The following is a 17,085-nucleotide window of genomic DNA, read 5'->3' on the forward strand; positions in this document are numbered from 1 at the left end:
TGGTGGCTCCCGGTGCGGGTCAGGAGGCGTTGAGCCTGACCGGGAGCCGCTTCATCCCCCGAGTCAGGATCACCCGATCCCACTCCAGCTCCTCACCCGCCAGCTCCATGCGCGGGAACCGCTCCAACAACCTCGGCACCACCACCGTGCCCTCCAACCGCGCCAACGTCGCACCCAAGCAGTAATGCACCCCCACACCGAACCCCAGGTGCCCCACACCCTTGCGCGTGATGTCGAACCGATCCGGATCCTCGAACACCTCCGGATCCCGATTCGCACCCGCCAACATCACGAACACCCGATCACCAGCACGAATGGTCCTCCCACCCAGCTCGATGTCCTCCGCCGCGATCCGCACCACCGACTTCGCCGGCCCATCGAAACGCAACATCTCCTCGATCGCCGCACCCGCCAACGAACCGTCCGCACGCAACAGCTCCGCCTGGTCCGGATGCTCGATGAACGCCAGGACACTGTTCGCGATCAGGTTCGTCGTCGTCTCATGACCACCGAACAACAAGTTCACACAGATCGCGACCAGCTCGTCCTCGGTCAACGACTCCTCACCATCACGCGCCTGCACCAACGCTGAGGCCAGATCATCACCAGGCACCTCACGCACCCGCTCCAACAACGCCGAGATGTAGCCCACCAGCTCCAACATCCCCACCCGCGCCCGACCATGACGATCAGGATCATCCAACGCCCCGAACACCAGGGCCGAGATGTCATCGGACCAGTCCTTGAACCGCTCCCGATCCTGCGCAGGCACACCCAACATCGACGCGATCACGATCGCCGGCAACGGGAACGCCACCTCACGAATCAGGTCGACCACACCATCAGCAGCCTCAGCCTCCACCCGAGCCGCCTCCACCAGCTCATCAGCGACCCGCTCCACCTCACCCCGCATCGACGCGATGATCCGCGGCGAGAACGCCTTGTGCACCAACCGACGAAACCGCGTGTGCTCCGGCGGATCCCGAAACACCAACCACCGGTCCAACAGCTCGAACGTCTCCACCAGATCCAGATCCGGACGCGCCCGCGCCCGCTCCCGCGCAATCACCGGCGCAATCCGATCCGACGAGAAACGCCCATCCGTCATCGCCACCGACACATCCGCATGACGCGTCAACACCCACGACCGGTACCGCGCATTCCAGTACACCGGCTCCACCGCACGCAGACCACCCAGATACCCATACGGATCCGCCACCGCACACGCCGACAACATCTCGTCATCCAACCCGGCCTTCATCGTCAGATCCCCCTTCGCCCGAACAGGGCCACGACGCACGCGTTCCCGTCGACGCCGGACACCCCGCCGCCCATCGTCTCGACCAGACCCACCTGCGCGCCGTCCACCTGGCGGCCTCCGGCCTCGCCGCGCAGCTGCCAGACGACCTCGGCCGCCTGGGCGACACCGGTGGCACCCAGCGGGTGCCCCCGGGAGAGCAGCCCGCCCGACGGGTTCACCGGCAGCTGACCGCCGAGGGCGGTCCGTCCGGACTCCGCGTAGTGCCCGGCCATCCCCTGGGGGGCCAGGCCCAGGGCCTCGGTGGTGGTGAGCTCGCCGATGGTGAACGCGTCGTGGACCTCTGCGAGGTCGACGTCGTCGGGCCCCAGACCGGCCAGCTCCATGGCCGCCAGGGCCGTGTCGCTGATGAGCTGGTAGCCCCACACGTCCGGGCTGCGGTGGTCCCAGGGGCCGCCCGCCTGCTGGGCGGAGGCGAGCAGCTCGACGTCACGCGGCGAGGCCGAGGTGGCGCTGAGCACCACCGCGGCCGCACCGTCGGAGATGGGGCTGCACTGGAGCAGCGTGAGCGGGTCGGAGATCATCACCGAGCCCAGGACCTGCTCGACGGTGTACTCGCCCGAGTACTGGGCCCGGTCGTTGTGCATGGCATGGCGGTGGTTCTTCACCGAGACCGATGCGAGCTGCTCGGGCGTGACCCGCCCCTCGTGGAGCCAACGGCTGGCCTCCATCGCGTAGAGGCTCGGCATGGCCAGCCCGGTGCGCCCCTCGGTGTCGCTCTGCTGCGGGATGATCGGCCCCTTGAACAGAGTGCTCATCTGCTCCAGCCCGAGCACCAGCACCTCCTGGTAGCGGCCCTGGCGGATCGCGGTGGCCGCCTCGTGCATGGCCGAGGTCCCGCTGGCGCAAGCGTTCTCGACGGTGATGATCGGCAGGCCGGTGAGCGCGTACCCCTGCAACGCCCGCATCGCGACCCCCGGCTCACCGAAGACGCTCCCGACGTAGACCGCGTCGAAGGGTGGGAGGACTCCACCCGCGGAGGCACGGTCGGCGAGGGCCTCGCCGACCGCCGTCCAGGCCAGCTCCGCCGGGGAGAGGTGGGACTGCTTGCCGAAGTGGGAGGTGCCTGCTCCCGTGATGAAGACGCTCATGCCACGACCTCCACGACCACGTCGCCGTCGCGGGGCGCGAGGAGGCGCACGCGGGACTCGACTGCCGGTGCGCTCACCTCGGCTCCTGCGACGTGGGCCAGGATCCGCGGACCGTCGTCGAGGTCGACGTAGGCCAGCGCGTAGGGCGGGGTCCGGTCGCCGACGGCGATCCGGACCACCGTCGAGGCGTAGACCGTGCCGGTCGGGCCGAAGCCGGCCTCCTCCACCTGACCGCCGCAGGCCGCGCACACCGGGCGGGGCGTGGCCATCGGATGGCGGCACGAACGGCACTTCACTCCGACCACCAGCGGCCCTTCACTGGTGTCGACCTGCGGGCGCGGATCAGGCATCGGGCATGTCTCCTCGTGCGTTGGTTCGCAGGTCGCGCGGACGCGACCTGCGAGGGACGTAACCAAACGATAGGTTGTTCAAGGCGGCAATTCCAGCGCCCGCCGGTGGGGTTTACAAGGAGATGCCGCCGTCGACCATCAGCGTCTGCCCCTGGACCATCCCGCAGGCGGGCGAGGAGACCAGCTCGACGGCAGCCACGACATCGGACATCGCCAGGCCACGGCCACTGGGGTTCGCCCCCGCGGCCGCATCCAGCCGGTCCTGCGCCCGGTCCCCGAACATCGTCCGGAACGCCGGAGTGTCCAGCGCGCCGGCGGCCACGGTGTTGGCGCGCACCCCACGGGGCGCGAGCTCCACGGCCAGGTAGCGGACCAGGGCCTCGCCGAGCGCCTTGGAGGGACCCAGCGCGACGTACGACGGCACGTAGCTCCTGGCCCCGCGGCTGCTGATGTAGACCAGGCTGCTGCCGGGCTTGAGGACCGGCAGCAGCCCCTGCGCCAGCGGAACCAAGGAGGTGGCGTTGACGGCGATGGCCTGGGCCAGGCGCTCCGGATCGATCTCCAGCGCGCTGCCGGTGACAGCGAGCCCCGCGCAGTGGACGAACAGGTCGAGGGAGTCGGTGACCTCCGCGACAGCCGCCACGAGCGCGTCCACCCCGGCCTGGCTGCCGACGTCGGCCTTGACGAGGTGGGTTCGCCCACCGGCCGCCTCGACGGCCGCGACCGCCTCCTGCGCCGCAGCGTCGTTGGCGTGGTAGTTGATGACCACGTCGTGACCCAGGCCGCCCCAGTGCTCGGCGATCGCACGACCGATGCCGGAGGAGCCTCCGGTGACCAGGACCGTCATGCCGGGCTCAGCTCTGCCTCGACCTCGGTGCCGATGCCGACCTCGAGACTCACCCCGAAGCGCTCGATCATCACGCCGGCATCGGCCCGCATGGCGGCGAACTCCGGGGACTGCTCGCTGGCCTGCAGGTCCGCCTCGGAGTCGTAGTGGAGCTCGGCGACCCGGTAGAACGAGGGGTCGCTGCCCCCCAGGTTGGTGTCGGTGCGGATCGCCACGAGCTTGCGCAGGTGCGGCGACCGCGCCGCGGCCGGGAGGTGGACCTCCGCGTAGTGCTTCTCGAAGGCCTCGACGTCCTCGCTCTTGGGCGCTGACCAGCAGGCGATGATCTTGTACATGGTGTCTCCTGAGTTCTCGAGGGTGTGTGGGGGACGGCTTGAGGTGCGGGCGCGGGACCTGACGGTCAGCGGGAGCCCATCCGCATTCCGGCGTCGAGCCGGATGGTCTCGGCATTGAGCATCGGGTTGGCGATCACGTGCTCGACCAGGCTGGCGAACTCGTCCGGGTCCCCGGCCCGCGAGGGGTGGGGCACCTGGGCAGCGAGCGAGGCCTGCACCTCCTCGGGCTGCAGGTCCACGAGCGGCGTCCGGAAGAAGCCGGGCGCGATCGTGTTGACCCGGATCCGGTGCTTGGCCAGGTCACGGGCGACCGGCAGCGTCATGCCGACGAGGGCCGCCTTCGAGGCCGAGTACGCCGCCTGCCCGACCTGGCCGTCGTACGCCGCGGCGGAGGCGGTGTTGATGATGACGCCACGCTCCTCGCCCTCGAGCGGACGTGCCACCATGGCCTGGGCGGTGAGCCGGAGCACGTTGAAGGTCCCGACGAGGTTCACCTCCAGGATCTTGCGGAACTCCTCCAGCGGGAACGGACCGTCCCGGCCGACCACCCGGAAGGCGTTGCCGATCCCGGCGCAGTTGACGGCCACGCAGAGGTCGCCGAGGCTCTCTGCGAGCTCGATCGCGGCGTTGACCTGATCGGTGTCCGTGACGTCCGCCGGCGCGAAGCGCACCTGCTCGCCGAGCTCGGCGGCGGTCTCGTCGCCGGGCGAGGAGGGCAGGTCGACGATCACGACCAGCATTCCCGCCCCGGCCAGGCGCCGTGCGGTGGCACGCCCCAGACCCGATGCGCCTCCTGTGACGAGTGCGACCCTTCCGGTCACCTCCATGGTCTGGTCCTCCTGGCTCGGGTGCTGGCTCTGGTGCGGACGTGAGGCTGGCTCTGGTGCGGGCGGGCGCGCGCTGGCCGGCCGGGCAGCCGGTCAGGCGCGCGGTCGCTCGTCGACGACGCGCCGGGCCTTGAAGACGGTGGACGGCAGGGTCCCGGGGTCGAGCATCTCGACCGGGATCCGGATCCCGGTCAGGCTCTTGAGCCTGGCCTCCCCGGCAGCCTGCGCCCGCTCGCGTGCGGCGTCGTCGGTCACCACCGCCGGGTCCCACTCGGCCCGCACCACGATCTCGTCGAGCGCGCCGCGCTTGGAGACGTGGATGGTGAACTCCGGCCCGAAGCCCGGCACGCTGCGCAGCCCGGTCTCGATCGCGCTGGGGAAGATGTTGGCGCCGCGCACGACGAGCATGTCGTCGAGGCGCCCCAGCACGCCCTCAGGCAGACGCGGGTAGGTCCGCCCACAGGGGCAGGGCTCGTGGGTCAGGTACGACTCGTCGCCCGGCGCGAAGCGGATCATCGGCTGGGAGGTGCGCCAGAGATGGGTGTAGACGAGGGCTCCGCGTCGGCCGTCCGGCACCGGGACGTTGAGGTCGTCCTTGTCCACGATCTCGGGGTAGACCTCGTCGGAGATGATGTGCGTCCCGGTGCCGGCAGGGCAGCCGACATTGGCCTGGAAGGGGTACATCTCTGAGGTGGAACCAGCGTCGACCAGGGTGGCGCCCCACCCCTCCTCGAGGATCTCTCGGGTGCCGGGCAGGCTGCCGCCGGGCTCACCCCCGACCAGGAGCAGCTTGACCGAGCTCTCCCTGAGGTCGATGCCACGCTCGGCGGCGACCGACATCAGGTGCATGCAGTAGGACGGGGTGGCGCTGAAGACGGTCGGGCGGAGCTGTCCGATGCACTGCAGGTGCTTCTCGGACTCGGTGACGCCGAGGGGGAAGAGTGCGGCGCCGATCCTCTCCACACCCTGGACCACGCCCCACCCGCCGAAGAAGAGCCCGAACGGGAAACCGACCTGGACCAGGTCGTCGGGGCGGACTCCGGCACACCACTGCGCCATCGCGTGCACGTCTGCGGCCCGGGCCCAGTCGTCGTTGCTGACCGCGTAGAGCGTCGGCACGCCCGACGTCCCCGACGAGCCGTGGATGCGAGCGATGTCGGCCATGTCGGTGGCGAGCGTGTAGCTGCCGAACGGCGGGTGCTCCTGCTGGTCGGCGACCAGCATCTTCTTCGTGATCACCGGGACCTTGGTGGTGAAGTCCTCGAGGGTCTTGACGTCGTCGGGGTGGAAGCTGTGCGCGTCGTAGTGCCGACGGTAGAAGGGCAGCTCGTCGTACACGCGGCGCAGCTGCTGCTGGATGCGGCCGAGCACCAGCTCGTCCCGCTGCTCCGGCGCCATCGTCTCGCGGGCCTCGTCCCAGAAGCGCGGGTAGCCGCGCTCGTCATGGTTCTCAGAGGCAGGGGGGGTGCTCGTCATCGCAGGCTCCTCGCCGATCCGCGCAGCGCCCAGTCATCGCGGAGCGAGGTCAGGCGACCACGGCGTCGTCTGTTAACCGACCGTTTGTCTGGTTACACTCTGCATGAATGTGACCGTCAGCACAAGCAGTCAGAGCGGAGAAATGACATGAGCGACTCGGACATGGTGCAGGTACGCGTCGACGAGGAGGTGTGCGTCGGATCGGGCACCTGCGTGATGGTCGACCCCGCGCACTTCACCCTCGTCGACGGCAAGGGGCGAGCCCCGGGCGAGCCCGTCGAGCGGACGGAGGACCTCGAGGACGCTGTCCTGGACTGCCCGGTGCAGGCCATCCTGAGCGCCCGGGCCTGAGCCGCGGAGCGTCAGCCCTTACGTCGGGCCAGCGCTCCGGAGAGGAAGATGTCGGAGAGCTGGGCTGCCTTGGCGCGAGCCTGCGCCGGATCGCCGGGCTCGTACCAGCGGGTCATCCAGTTCAGCGCCCCGATCAGCGAGCGAGCCGCCATCTTGGTGTCGAGCGCGCTGTCGAAGTCGCCGGCGCCGACCCCTTCGACGAACACCTGCTCCACCAGGGACATGTACTCGCGATCCATGTCCGTCCACTCCTGCGAGATCCCCCTGCCGGCGATCTCCTGGACGTAGACGCTGACGTAGGGAAGGTGCCGGTCGATGATCTCGATGTGCACAAGAGCGATCTGGCGGAGCTTCTCGGAGGCGGGGAGGTCCTTGGCGTGGAGCTGCCGGGCATGGCTGAGCAGCTCCTCGGCATCCGGGCGGACCACGGCGAAGAGCAGGTCTTCCTTGGACGTGATGTAGTTGTAGAGACTGCCCTTGAGCATCCCGACCTCGTTCGCCACGTCCTCGAGGGAGGCGCCACCGAAGCCCTTCTGGCTGAAGACGCGCGCGGCTGCCGCGACGACGTCGTCCCATCGACTTGGACGAGGCACGACACACCTTCCGCTCAGGGTTCGGGTTGGGCTCCGCAGCCTGGCCGTCGGAACGGGGGCAACATATCCCAGCCGGAGTGCTTCCGACTCCGCGGACCGCAGGGTGGTTTATTTCCAACCGTTTGTTTGTTAACGTGATTTCATCATCCCCCCCTCTTTGGGAGAAGCGCGCATGAGCACAGTCGTCTTCATCGATCCCCACGGGGAGCGTCGCACTGTCGAAGCCACCCTCGGGCGCTCCTTGATGGAAACCGCCATCGACCACGACGTCCCCGGTGTGGTCGGGCAGTGCGGCGGGTCCCTGGCCTGCGCCAGCTGTCACGTCTACGTGCAGCAGCCCTGGAGCGCCCAGGTGGGCGGCCCCTCCGACATGGAGGACGACATGCTCGACGGCGCACTCGCCGAGCGGCGCCCGGAGAGCCGGCTCTCGTGCCAGCTCACCATGAGCGAGGAGCTCGACGGACTGACCGTCGAAGTGGCACCGGAGCAGCTGTGAACGGCCACGTCCTGGTCGTCGGGGCAAGTCACGCCGGCGTGCAGCTCGCCGCCCGGCTGCGCGAGCGCGGCCACCGAGGACCGGTCACGCTCGTCGGCGACGAGACCCCGCTCCCGTACCACCGGCCCCCGCTGTCGAAGGCCTACCTGGCCGGCAGCGTCACGCCCGACTCGATGTCGCTGCGCCCGGAGACCTTCTACGCCACCAAGGAGATCTCGCTGCTGCGGGGCACCCGCGTGGAGGAGATCGACCTCGAAGCCGGGACGGCCCGGACCTCGACCGGCGATCACCTCACCTTCGACCACCTGGCGCTGACCACCGGTGCCGCAGCTCGCCGCCTGGAGGTCCCGGGTGCTGAACTGAGAGGCGTCGCCCACCTGCGCGACATGCGGGACGCCACCGGCCTCCGCGACACCCTGGGCTCCGTGCGCCGAGCCGTCGTGGTGGGCGGCGGGTTCATCGGCCTCGAGGCCGCTGCCGTGCTGCGCCAACGCGGCGTGGAGGTGACCGTCGTGGAGTTCGCGGACCGGCTGATGGCTCGCTCGGTCTCCCGGGAGATGTCCGACTTCTTCGCCGACCTGCACCGGGACCAAGGGAGCCGCGTGCTGCTCGAGACCGGGGTGGTCGCACTGGAGGGCACCGACGACGGCTGCGTCGGGGCAGTGGCGCTCGACGACGGGACGGCCCTGCCCGCAGACCTGGTGGTCGTGGGCATCGGTGTGGTCCCCCGCACCGGACTGGCGGACCAGCTCGGGCTCCAGGTCGACGGCGGCGTCCTCGTCGACCGCCGGGCCCGCACCAGCGACCCCCGCGTGGTCGCCGCAGGTGACGTGACCCTGCTTCCCCACCCTCTGGAGCCGGGCACCCTGCTGCGCCTGGAGTCCGTGCAGAACGCCACCGACCAGTCCGACATCGCGGCCGCCACCCTCTGCGGGCAGGACGTCTCCTACGACGCGGTGCCGTGGTTCTGGTCCGACCAGTTCGACCTCAAGCTGCAGATGGCCGGCGCGGCCACCCGCTATGACGACGTGGTGGTCCGCGGCTCCGCCCGCGAGGGTGGCTTCACGGTGCTCTGCTACCGCGACGACCGACTCGTCGCCGGTGAGTGCGTCAACGCGGGCTCCGACTTCGTCGCCGTGCGCCGCGCGCTGGCTGCGGGTACGTCCTTCCCCAGGGATCTGGCGGCCGACATCTCGGTCAAGCTCAAGACCCTGCTGTGAACCGTGCGTCGCTGACGCACGAGCCGCCGCACGCCGCGAACCCCTGGCGCGACACCGCCGAGGTGTCGCGCCAGGGGTGATCTCGTCTCCGGGTGGTCCACCCGGAGCCTGGTGTCACTCCTGGCCGAGGGCGACCCGAGCCAGCCGGTCCCGCCGCGCCATGTGCTGGTGCGGCTGGAACTGCGGCATGACGTAGCGGGCGAACAGCTCCAGCGAGCGGTTCCACATGTCCGTGGTGACCCAGTCGCGGGAGTTGATGAGGAAGGTGCCGAAGTCGCCGGTCTCCTCGCGGATGTGGTGGATCTGCTCGATGCAGTCCTCCGGGCTACCGATCACCCACGGGATGTTCTCCACCATCCAGTCGAAGGTCAGCTCCTCGTCGGGCATGTTCTGGTCGAGCTTCATCAGGGCGCCGAGACCGAGGCCGCGCAGGTAGTCGTAGGAACGCGTCACACCCTCGCGGATCTCGTTGAGCGCGTCGTTGCGGTTGGCCGCCACGTAGACCTCGCGGCTCACCCGCCAGTTGGCGAGCGCATCCGACGCGTCCAGGCCGGAGTCCGCCGCACCCTTGAGGATCGCGTCGCGGTGGGCCACCAGGTCCGGCGCCGCCGGGTTGTCGGTGGTGTGCAGCGGCGCGAAGTAGACGCTGAGCGGAATCCAACCCCGGTTGCCACACTTCTCGAAGTTGTGGGTCCCGGTGAGTCCGGCGACCGCCATCGGCGGCACCACCTGGTAGGGACCGACCTGGAGCTGACGGTCCTCGTAGTGCCAGAAGACGCCCTCGTGGGTGACCGGGTCCTCGGAGGTGAGGAGCTTCCAGATGATCTCGAGGGACTCGTTGGTCCGGGGAGTGGCCTCCTCGGGGGCCATCTGGAAGAGCGCCTTGTCGGTGGGCAGCCCACCGCCGCCGAAACCGTAGATGAGGCGTCCGTGGGTGAGGTGGTCGAGGAAGGCCAGGCGCTCCGCCACCAGGAAGGGGTCCTGGTAGGGCAGGTTCACCACGCCCGTGCCGAGTCGGATCCGACTGGTGACCGCGGAAGCCTTGGCGATCATCATCTCGGGCATCGGGACGTTCTCGTAGCCGCCGGTGTGGTGCTCGCCGATCCAGAACTCGTCGAAGCCCAGCGACTCGGCCTTGACGATCTCAGCGATGTCGCGGTCGTAGGACAGCGTCCAGTTCTCGCGGGGCGGGTGCTCCGGCATGGTGAAGATTCCGAATTTCATGGTGGTTCCTCTGTCCTCTCGAGGGGGGTCGTGCCAGGGCGGATCTGGGTTCAGGCGGGTAGCAGCAAGCGACGCATCGGCTCGGTCCTGCGTGGGATGACTACGTGCGGGTCGCCGTCGTGCGCGGCCTCACGGCCGTCGGCCTGCAGTGCGGTCGCTGGTCGGTGGTGCCGCTCGTCACGCGATGGCGAGGGTGCGGAACTTGCTGCCGTGGAAGACCAGGGGCTCGACGGCCGCGTCGCACCACAGCTCGTGCACGCGCAGCAGCACGATGGCGTGGTCACCGGCGGGCACCACCGTGTGGATGCCACAGTTGAGCCAGGCGGCAGCCCCCTCGATGAAGACCGACCCGTCGGCGTTCTGCCCCCACGGGACGTCCTGGAAGCGGTCGCCCGCGGGCCGCGCGAGGTTGCGGCAGTCGGGGTCCTGACCGCTGGCCAGCACGCTCACACCGAGGCGCAGCAGCGAGCGGAGCTGACGCCAGGTCCGGGAGCTGTTCTGGATGCAGATGGAGACCAGCGCCGGGTCCATGGAGACCGACGTGAAGGAGCTCGCGGCCATCCCGGTGGGTTCACCGTCCACCATGGCACAGACCGCGGTGACCCCGCTCGGGAAGCACCCGAAGGCGGCACGCAGCTGGTCGGGTCCTACTTCTTGCGCTGGCAGCTCGATCACGATCGATCACGTCCCTCTCGGCGAGACACACGGTGGTGGGGCGGTGACAACGGTCGTAACCAACCATAGAGTAGGTTACGATTGCTGTGTCAAGCGTCACAGCAGCTCATTGGAGGAAAATCTTGTACCTGCTCGTGGACGCCTCTGGCTCTCGCCTGCACGACGATGACGACTTTCGACGGCTCGACCTCAGGCTCACCGACGAGGTGGGGGTCGACCGGCTCCCCGACACTCTCGAGGCCCTGCACCCGGGCTCCGAGATCGACGGCGACCACGTCTGGTTCCCGGTGGACGCCCTGCGCCGGCTCGGCCGGCCCCAGGACCCGCAGTGGGTCGAGCAGTTCGGGGCGATGATCGCCTACGCCGCCCGGTCGGGCTGGACCCGGGACGAGGAGAGGACCGTACGGCTCCACGTCGTGCCCTGATCAGGCGCCGACGCGTACCGCGGCGCCGGGACGCCACGACGCGTTCCCGGCACCGCCGTGGCGGACGGCCCGCCTCCCCGCGGTGCGGTGCGGGTCAGGAGGCGTTGAGCCGGACCGGGAGCCGCTTCATCCCCCGAGTCAGGATCACCCGATCCCACTCCAGCTCCTCACCCGCCAGCTCCATGCGCGGGAACCGCTCCAACAACCTCGGCACCACCACCGTGCCCTCCAACCGCGCCAACGTCGCACCCAAGCAGTAATGCACCCCCACACCGAACCCCAGGTGCCCCACACCCTTGCGCGTGATGTCGAACCGATCCGGATCCTCGAACACCTCCGGATCCCGATTCGCACCCGCCAACATCACGAACACCCGATCACCAGCACGAATGGTCCTCCCACCCAGCTCGATGTCCTCCGCCGCGATCCGCACCACCGACTTCGCCGGCCCATCGAAACGCAACATCTCCTCGATCGCCGCACCCGCCAACGAACCGTCCGCACGCAACAGCTCCGCCTGGTCCGGATGCTCGATGAACGCCAGGACACTGTTCGCGATCAGGTTCGTCGTCGTCTCATGACCACCGAACAACAAGTTCACACAGATCGCGACCAGCTCGTCCTCGGTCAACGACTCCTCACCATCACGCGCCTGCACCAACGCTGAGGCCAGATCATCACCAGGCACCTCACGCACCCGCTCCAACAACGCCGAGATGTAGCCCACCAGCTCCAACATCCCCACCCGCGCCCGACCATGACGATCAGGATCATCCAACGCCCCGAACACCAGGGCCGAGATGTCATCGGACCAGTCCTTGAACCGCTCCCGATCCTGCGCAGGCACACCCAACATCGACGCGATCACGATCGCCGGCAACGGGAACGCCACCTCACGAATCAGGTCGACCACACCATCAGCAGCCTCAGCCTCCACCCGAGCCGCCTCCACCAGCTCATCAGCGACCCGCTCCACCTCACCCCGCATCGACGCGATGATCCGCGGCGAGAACGCCTTGTGCACCAACCGACGAAACCGCGTGTGCTCCGGCGGATCCCGAAACACCAACCACCGGTCCAACAGCTCGAACGTCTCCACCAGATCCAGATCCGGACGCGCCCGCGCCCGCTCCCGCGCAATCACCGGCGCAATCCGATCCGACGAGAAACGCCCATCCGTCATCGCCACCGACACATCCGCATGACGCGTCAACACCCACGACCGGTACCGCGCATTCCAGTACACCGGCTCCACCGCACGCAGACCACCCAGATACCCATACGGATCCGCCACCGCACCCGCCGACAACATCTCGTCATCCAACCCGGCGTCGGTCGTCCCGCTCATGCTCGTCCCACTCATGAGTTCTGGATCAGCTGGTCGACGTGCTGGCTCTCGGAGCGCTCCGCGTAGGCGCCGTGGCGCCAGTCGAAGCGGATGCGCTTGGCCGTCCAGCGCCACACGCCGTCGTCGCATCGGGTCGCCGAGTCGATGTAGTGCCCGTAGGACATGGTCTCGGCGTCCTTGGTGCGCAGGAGCACGAAGTAGCCGCGAGTCTCGGCGGTGTCACCCTCGACCGAGTCGACCAGCACGTTCATGATCTGGTGCCGGTTGCGACTCTCCGCGGAGGCGTCGATCAGCACCGCGATCTGCTCGTGGCCGACGAAGTCGCCGCGGTCGCTGAGGGAGAACACGCCCTCCTCGGTGAAACAGTCGAGCACGTCCGCGGTGTTGCCGTAGTCGAGTGCGAAGCAGTACCTGGAGTAGAGGTTCCGCAGGTGGGCGTGGTCGAGCGCGAGGTCGGTCATGGGCATGCCTTTCGTGAGTGCCGTGCGGGAAGGGAGCCCGGACGAGAGGTCCGAGCGACCAGGGGGAGAGACAAGTCAGGAGTCGCGCATCCTCGGGTCGAGGTAGCGGTAGACGAGGTCGACGAAGACGTTGACGGCGATGGCCATGCAGCCGATGACGAGCGTGGCGGCCTGGATCACCGCGTAGTCGCGCTGACGCATGCCGTCGAAGATCAGCTTGCCCATGCCGGGGATCGAGAAGACCACCTCGATCACCACGACCCCGCCCACCACGGCCACCAGCTGCAGACCCGCGGTGGTGATGATCGGGATCAAGGAGGGCCGCAGCACGTGGCGCCACAGCATCCGCCGACCCTGGACCCCCTTGCTGCGTGCCGTCCGGACGAACTCCTGCTGGAGCGTCTCGGAGACCGATGTGCGGGTGAGGCGGGTGAGCAGACCGATCAGGCCCAGGGACAGGGCGGTCACCGGCAGCACCATGTGCCGCCCCCACTCCCACAGCCCGGCTGACAGCGGCTCGTAGCCGAAGGTGGCCAGCCCGGCCTGGCGGGCGACGAAGACGAGCAGCAGCAGGCCCACCACGAAGTCCGGCAGGCTGGTGCCGACCAGGGCCACACCGGAGGCAGCCTTGTCGGCCGCACGACCTCGTCGCAGCGCCGCGACCGTGCCCAGGACCACCGCCAGCAGCACACTGATGACGACCGCGATGAGCGCGATCTGGAGCGAGGGGACCATCTTCTCCCCCAGAGCCTCGGTCACCGGCTGACCCGTGAGGGCGGTGGTGCCGAGGTCGCCCTCGAGCACGTGGCCGAGCCAGCGCACGTACTGCTCGGGCAGCGGCTTGTCGAGGCCGTACTCCGCGGCGATGGCGGCCTTGGTCTCCTGGCTGGCCCCGTCGACGCCAGTGAGGCTGGTCGTGACGTCACCGGGCATCAGGCGGACCAGGAGGAAGGTGGCCATCGTCAGCAGGAGCAGTGCCGCGACCGCGCTGAGGACGCGACTGAGGAAGAAGCGCATCAGAGGATCTCCTCGGCCAGCTCGCGGTTGGGGGTGCTGCCGACGAAGTGGCAGGCCACCGGACGGGTCGCGGTGAGGTCCAGCATCGGACGCTCGCCCGAGCACTGCTGCCGGTCGGGATGGGCCATGGGACCGACCGGGCACCGGGTGTGGAAGGTGCACCCCGGTGGCGGGGAGGCCGGGCTGGGGGGGTCGCCCAGCAGCACGATGCGGCTCCGGTTCCGCTCCACGACCGGATCGGGGACCGGAGCCGCCGACTTGAGCGCCATCGAGTAGGGGTGCGTGGGCTGCTCCAGGACCTCACGGGCGGGACCGGACTCCACGATCCGTCCCAGGTACATGACCGCCACCTCGTGGCACAGCTCGCGCACGATGCCGAGGTCGTGGGCGATGAAGACGATGCCGATGCCGGTCTCGACCTGGATGTCGGCCAGCAGGTTCAGGATCTGGCCCTGGATCGAGACGTCCAGACTGGAGACGGCCTCGTCAGCGACCAGCATCCGCGGTTTGACGCACAGCGCGCGGGCGATCGCCGCGCGCTGACACTGCCCGCCGGACATCGAGGAGGGATACCGGTCCAGGTAGCCGCGGCCGAGGCCCACCCGCTCCAGCATCTCCGCCGCAGCCTGGTCGAGCTCGGCGCGTGGACCCGTCGCGCCACCGGCGACCAGCGCGATGCGGAGCGTGCGCCCGATGGTGAACGAACGGTTCAGTGAGCTGCGCGGCTCCTGGTAGATCATCTGCGCGTGCCTCCGGAACGCCCGGAGCCTGGCGCCCCTCAGGTCCGAGACCACCTCGTCGTCGAAGCGGATCTCACCCTCGGTGGTGGACTCCATGCCCACCAGCAGCCTGCCCAGCGTGGTCTTCCCGGACCCGGACTCACCCACCAGGCCGAGGCACTCGCCGACGCGCAGGGTCATGTCGACCCCGGCCAACGCCCGGACCGGTGGCCTGCCGCCGAACAGCCTGGACCGCTTGCCGTACTCCTTGACGATCCCCCGGGCCTCCAGCAGCACCGGTCCGGAGGCCGCGGCGGTAACCAGTGAGCTCGATGCCCCCACCGGGGTCTCCACGATGCTCAGCCGCTCGGTGCGCGGGGGCTCCTGGACCGCCGGGTTGAAGCAGGCGGCGCGGTGCCCGTCGGTGACCACGACGTCGTCCAGGTCCGGCCGCTGGGTCGAGCAGGTGGCGATGCGCCCCTCGCACCTGTCGGCGAAGGCACAGCGGTCCTCGGGGACGTTCGGCTCCGGGGGCTGTCCCGGGATGAAGCTGAAGCGGTCCGTGGCACGCGCGCCGTAGCCGGGGGTCGCCCGGAGCAGCGCCTGCGTGTAGTGGTGCTGCGGGTTGGCGAAGACCTCCGCGGTCGGGCCCTGCTCCACGATGCGGCCCGCATAGAGGACCAGCACCCGGTCGCACATGCCCGCGATCACGCCGAGGTCGTGGCTGATGAGCAGGGTGGAGGTCCCGGAGCCGGCCGAGAGGCTGCGGATCAGCTCCAGGACCTGCGCCTGGATCGTGACGTCCAGCGCGGTGGTGGGCTCGTCGGCGATCAGCAACCCCGGACTCATGGCCATCGCGATGGCGGCCATCACCCGCTGGCGCATGCCTCCGGAGAGCTGGTGGGGGTAGGCGTCGCGACGCGCCTCGGGGTCGGCGATGCCGACCATCGAGAGCAGCCGCAGCACCTCGGCCTTCACGTCGGGGTGCCCGCCGTGGGACTCGAAGACCTCTTCGATCTGCTGTCCGACCTTGAGCACCGGGTTGAGCGCGCGCAGAGCGTCCTGGTAGATGATCCCGACGTCCTTGCCCCAAAGCTGACGGCGCTGCTTCTCCGAGGCGCTGATCATGTCGCGTCCCAGGTAGGTCGCGGTTCCCGAGACCTCGAGCTGCAGCTCGTCGAGCAGGCCCAGGGTGCCGAGGACGGCGGTGGTCTTGCCGCAGCCGGACTCACCGACGATGCCGACGGTCTCGCCCGCCGCCACGTCGACACTGAAGTCGGAGACGATCGGGATCCCGGAGCCGCGGCGCGTCACGGTCAGGTTGCGCACCGACAGCAACGGCTCGCCGTCCGCCACGACGACTCCTCCGGAGCGGTCCTGGGTGGTCGTCGGCGCACTCATCGGCTGCTCGCTCGGGTGGTACGGCTCTGCGGGTCGAATCTCTCGGCCATGGCGTCTCCGACGAAGTTGAGGGCCAGCACCAGCACGGCGAGCACGGTGACCGGCAGGACGAGCTGGACCGGGGCGATGAGTACCTGCTGCTGCGCCTCGGCGGCCATCAGCCCCCAGCTGGGGCGTGGCTGCTGGGTGCCGACCCCGAGGAAGCTCAGGCTCGCCTCGATGATGATGGCGCGCGAGGCGATCAGCGTTCCCACCACGATCATCGGACCCATGGTGTTGGGGAAGATCTCCACGGCGAGCGTGCGCACGCCTCGGTGGCCCAGCCCCCTGCTGGCCAGCACGTAGGGGGCGGACTTCTCGGTCAGCACCGCCGCGCGCATCACCCGCGCGGTCAGCGGCGTGTACACCACCACCAGGGCGAAGACGGCGGTCCAGGTGCCGGGGCCGAGGATCGCCGCCAGGACCAGACCGAGGAGGATCGGGGGGAACGCCAGGACCCCGTCGATGAACCGGGAGACGACCCCGTCGAGCACTCCGCCGAAGTAGCCGGCGGCCGCCCCCAGGACGATCCCGCAGAGCAGGCTGCCCAGGGCGACGGCGAGCCCGACCACCCAGGCCAGGCGAGCGCCGTGCACCAGGCGGGAGTAGATGTCGCGACCGATCGCGTCGGTGCCGAGCAGGTGGCCCCCCTCCCCGAAGCCGAGCATCCGGTCCACCGGCACCGCCCGCTCGGGGTCGAACGAGGTGAGCAGCCCGGGTACTGCGGCTGCCACCAGGCTGAGGGCCAGCACCAGCAGCGCGATCCGGGTGGTCCAGCTGCCACCGGCGCGTCGCAGGCTGCGCCACCGCGGGCGGGGCAGGACGCCCCGCTCCGCGGTGGTGCCGGGCCCTGAGGGGCTCTTCGACATGCT

General features: G+C 69.5%; 19 protein-coding genes. 4 read left to right on the top strand and 15 right to left on the bottom strand.

Going from position 1 to position 17,085, the window contains the following annotated elements; translation table 11 throughout:
* Window positions 1-19: 19 nt before the first annotated feature.
* The 7 genes from I601_RS05765 to I601_RS05795 form a co-directional block, all read right to left on the bottom strand.
* Entirely contained in the window at window positions 20-1,261 is a 1,242-nt protein-coding gene (locus I601_RS05765; RefSeq protein WP_084527198.1) for a cytochrome P450, read from the bottom strand.
* Window positions 1,262-1,263: 2 nt separating this feature from the next.
* Window positions 1,264-2,409, bottom strand: a complete 1,146-nt coding sequence (locus I601_RS05770; RefSeq protein ID WP_068107315.1) for a thiolase family protein — start codon at window positions 2,407-2,409, stop codon at window positions 1,264-1,266.
* Entirely contained in the window at window positions 2,406-2,759 is a 354-nt protein-coding gene (locus I601_RS05775) for a Zn-ribbon domain-containing OB-fold protein (RefSeq protein WP_084527199.1), read from the bottom strand. The genes I601_RS05770 and I601_RS05775 overlap by 4 nt, the downstream gene beginning before the upstream one ends.
* 112 nt (window positions 2,760-2,871) lie before the next feature.
* Window positions 2,872-3,606: an SDR family oxidoreductase gene (locus I601_RS05780; protein ID WP_068107320.1), complete on the bottom strand. Its 735-nt coding sequence runs from the start codon at window positions 3,604-3,606 to the stop codon at window positions 2,872-2,874.
* Window positions 3,603-3,941 (bottom strand): EthD family reductase, encoded by a 339-nt coding sequence (locus tag I601_RS05785; RefSeq protein ID WP_068107321.1) that lies wholly within the window; start codon window positions 3,939-3,941, stop codon window positions 3,603-3,605. Before I601_RS05785 ends, I601_RS05780 begins: the two co-directional genes overlap by 4 nt.
* Window positions 3,942-4,006: 65 nt before the next feature.
* A complete protein-coding gene (locus tag I601_RS05790; protein ID WP_068107323.1) occupies window positions 4,007-4,768 on the bottom strand; it encodes an SDR family NAD(P)-dependent oxidoreductase in 762 nt (253 codons plus the stop codon).
* Window positions 4,769-4,861: 93 nt separating this feature from the next.
* Window positions 4,862-6,244 (bottom strand): phenylacetate--CoA ligase family protein, encoded by a 1,383-nt coding sequence (locus tag I601_RS05795; RefSeq protein WP_068107325.1) that lies wholly within the window; start codon window positions 6,242-6,244, stop codon window positions 4,862-4,864.
* 147 nt (window positions 6,245-6,391) lie between these two features.
* Between I601_RS05795 and I601_RS21100 the strand changes: the two genes are divergently transcribed.
* Window positions 6,392-6,595 carry a ferredoxin gene (locus I601_RS21100; protein WP_068107327.1) on the top strand — a complete coding sequence of 68 codons (204 nt, stop codon included), beginning with the start codon at window positions 6,392-6,394 and terminating at the stop codon, window positions 6,593-6,595.
* Window positions 6,596-6,606: 11 nt separating this feature from the next.
* Here the strand turns inward: I601_RS21100 and I601_RS05805 are convergent, their stop codons facing one another.
* Window positions 6,607-7,188 (bottom strand): TetR/AcrR family transcriptional regulator, encoded by a 582-nt coding sequence (locus tag I601_RS05805; protein WP_068107329.1) that lies wholly within the window; start codon window positions 7,186-7,188, stop codon window positions 6,607-6,609.
* Window positions 7,189-7,360: 172 nt separating this feature from the next.
* Between I601_RS05805 and I601_RS05810 the strand changes: the two genes are divergently transcribed.
* Both I601_RS05810 and I601_RS05815 read left to right on the top strand, forming a co-directional pair.
* A complete protein-coding gene (locus tag I601_RS05810) occupies window positions 7,361-7,684 on the top strand; it encodes a 2Fe-2S iron-sulfur cluster-binding protein (RefSeq protein WP_068107331.1) in 324 nt (107 codons plus the stop codon).
* On the top strand, window positions 7,681-8,904 hold the full coding sequence (locus I601_RS05815; protein ID WP_068107333.1) for an NAD(P)/FAD-dependent oxidoreductase: 1,224 nt from the start codon (window positions 7,681-7,683) through the stop codon (window positions 8,902-8,904). Before I601_RS05810 ends, I601_RS05815 begins: the two co-directional genes overlap by 4 nt.
* 114 nt (window positions 8,905-9,018) lie before the next feature.
* Here the strand turns inward: I601_RS05815 and I601_RS05820 are convergent, their stop codons facing one another.
* Both I601_RS05820 and I601_RS05825 read right to left on the bottom strand, forming a co-directional pair.
* Window positions 9,019-10,128 carry an LLM class flavin-dependent oxidoreductase gene (locus tag I601_RS05820; protein WP_068107335.1) on the bottom strand — a complete coding sequence of 370 codons (1,110 nt, stop codon included), beginning with the start codon at window positions 10,126-10,128 and terminating at the stop codon, window positions 9,019-9,021.
* A 177-nt stretch (window positions 10,129-10,305) separates the two neighbouring features.
* A complete protein-coding gene (locus I601_RS05825) occupies window positions 10,306-10,803 on the bottom strand; it encodes a flavin reductase family protein (protein WP_068107337.1) in 498 nt (165 codons plus the stop codon).
* 122 nt (window positions 10,804-10,925) lie between these two features.
* Here I601_RS05825 and I601_RS05830 point away from each other — a divergent pair, with 122 nt between their 5' ends.
* Window positions 10,926-11,228 (top strand): hypothetical protein, encoded by a 303-nt coding sequence (locus tag I601_RS05830; protein WP_068107339.1) that lies wholly within the window; start codon window positions 10,926-10,928, stop codon window positions 11,226-11,228.
* 94 nt (window positions 11,229-11,322) lie between these two features.
* On the opposite strand, the gene I601_RS05835 is transcribed toward I601_RS05830, so the two are convergent.
* From I601_RS05835 to I601_RS05855, 5 genes are all read right to left on the bottom strand, one after another.
* Window positions 11,323-12,576: a cytochrome P450 gene (locus I601_RS05835; RefSeq protein WP_068107342.1), complete on the bottom strand. Its 1,254-nt coding sequence runs from the start codon at window positions 12,574-12,576 to the stop codon at window positions 11,323-11,325.
* 11 nt (window positions 12,577-12,587) lie between these two features.
* The gene (locus tag I601_RS05840; RefSeq protein WP_068107343.1) at window positions 12,588-13,037 is read right to left on the bottom strand and encodes a nuclear transport factor 2 family protein; all 450 of its coding nucleotides are present in this window, start codon (window positions 13,035-13,037) and stop codon (window positions 12,588-12,590) included.
* Between the two features lie 75 nt (window positions 13,038-13,112).
* The gene (locus I601_RS05845) at window positions 13,113-14,054 is read right to left on the bottom strand and encodes an ABC transporter permease (RefSeq protein WP_084527204.1); all 942 of its coding nucleotides are present in this window, start codon (window positions 14,052-14,054) and stop codon (window positions 13,113-13,115) included.
* Entirely contained in the window at window positions 14,054-16,174 is a 2,121-nt protein-coding gene (locus I601_RS05850; protein ID WP_084527206.1) for a dipeptide ABC transporter ATP-binding protein, read from the bottom strand. Before I601_RS05850 ends, I601_RS05845 begins: the two co-directional genes overlap by 1 nt.
* Complete coding sequence (locus tag I601_RS05855) at window positions 16,171-17,082, bottom strand: ABC transporter permease (RefSeq protein WP_084527208.1); 912 nt, start codon at window positions 17,080-17,082, stop codon at window positions 16,171-16,173. Before I601_RS05855 ends, I601_RS05850 begins: the two co-directional genes overlap by 4 nt.
* Window positions 17,083-17,085 lie beyond the last annotated feature (3 nt).

The sequence above is a fragment of the Nocardioides dokdonensis FR1436 genome, assembly GCF_001653335.1.
Lineage (GTDB): Bacteria > Actinomycetota > Actinomycetes > Propionibacteriales > Nocardioidaceae > Nocardioides > Nocardioides dokdonensis.

What these genes read in the sequence shown, in the direction of transcription:
- I601_RS05765 (WP_084527198.1), bottom strand. Translation starts at nt 1,261, where the DNA reads ATGAAGGCCGGGTTGGATGACGAGATGTTGTCGGCGTGTGCGGTGGCG.
- I601_RS05770 (WP_068107315.1), bottom strand. Translation starts at nt 2,409, where the DNA reads ATGAGCGTCTTCATCACGGGAGCAGGCACCTCCCACTTCGGCAAGCAG.
- I601_RS05775 (WP_084527199.1), bottom strand. Translation starts at nt 2,759, where the DNA reads ATGCCTGATCCGCGCCCGCAGGTCGACACCAGTGAAGGGCCGCTGGTG.
- I601_RS05780 (WP_068107320.1), bottom strand. Translation starts at nt 3,606, where the DNA reads ATGACGGTCCTGGTCACCGGAGGCTCCTCCGGCATCGGTCGTGCGATC.
- I601_RS05785 (WP_068107321.1), bottom strand. Translation starts at nt 3,941, where the DNA reads ATGTACAAGATCATCGCCTGCTGGTCAGCGCCCAAGAGCGAGGACGTC.
- I601_RS05790 (WP_068107323.1), bottom strand. Translation starts at nt 4,768, where the DNA reads ATGGAGGTGACCGGAAGGGTCGCACTCGTCACAGGAGGCGCATCGGGT.
- I601_RS05795 (WP_068107325.1), bottom strand. Translation starts at nt 6,244, where the DNA reads ATGACGAGCACCCCCCCTGCCTCTGAGAACCATGACGAGCGCGGCTAC.
- I601_RS21100 (WP_068107327.1), top strand. Translation starts at nt 6,392, where the DNA reads ATGAGCGACTCGGACATGGTGCAGGTACGCGTCGACGAGGAGGTGTGC.
- I601_RS05810 (WP_068107331.1), top strand. Translation starts at nt 7,361, where the DNA reads ATGAGCACAGTCGTCTTCATCGATCCCCACGGGGAGCGTCGCACTGTC.
- I601_RS05820 (WP_068107335.1), bottom strand. Translation starts at nt 10,128, where the DNA reads ATGAAATTCGGAATCTTCACCATGCCGGAGCACCCGCCCCGCGAGAAC.
- I601_RS05835 (WP_068107342.1), bottom strand. Translation starts at nt 12,576, where the DNA reads ATGAGCGGGACGACCGACGCCGGGTTGGATGACGAGATGTTGTCGGCG.
- I601_RS05840 (WP_068107343.1), bottom strand. Translation starts at nt 13,037, where the DNA reads ATGACCGACCTCGCGCTCGACCACGCCCACCTGCGGAACCTCTACTCC.
- I601_RS05845 (WP_084527204.1), bottom strand. Translation starts at nt 14,054, where the DNA reads ATGCGCTTCTTCCTCAGTCGCGTCCTCAGCGCGGTCGCGGCACTGCTC.
- I601_RS05850 (WP_084527206.1), bottom strand. Translation starts at nt 16,174, where the DNA reads ATGAGTGCGCCGACGACCACCCAGGACCGCTCCGGAGGAGTCGTCGTG.
- I601_RS05855 (WP_084527208.1), bottom strand. Translation starts at nt 17,082, where the DNA reads ATGTCGAAGAGCCCCTCAGGGCCCGGCACCACCGCGGAGCGGGGCGTC.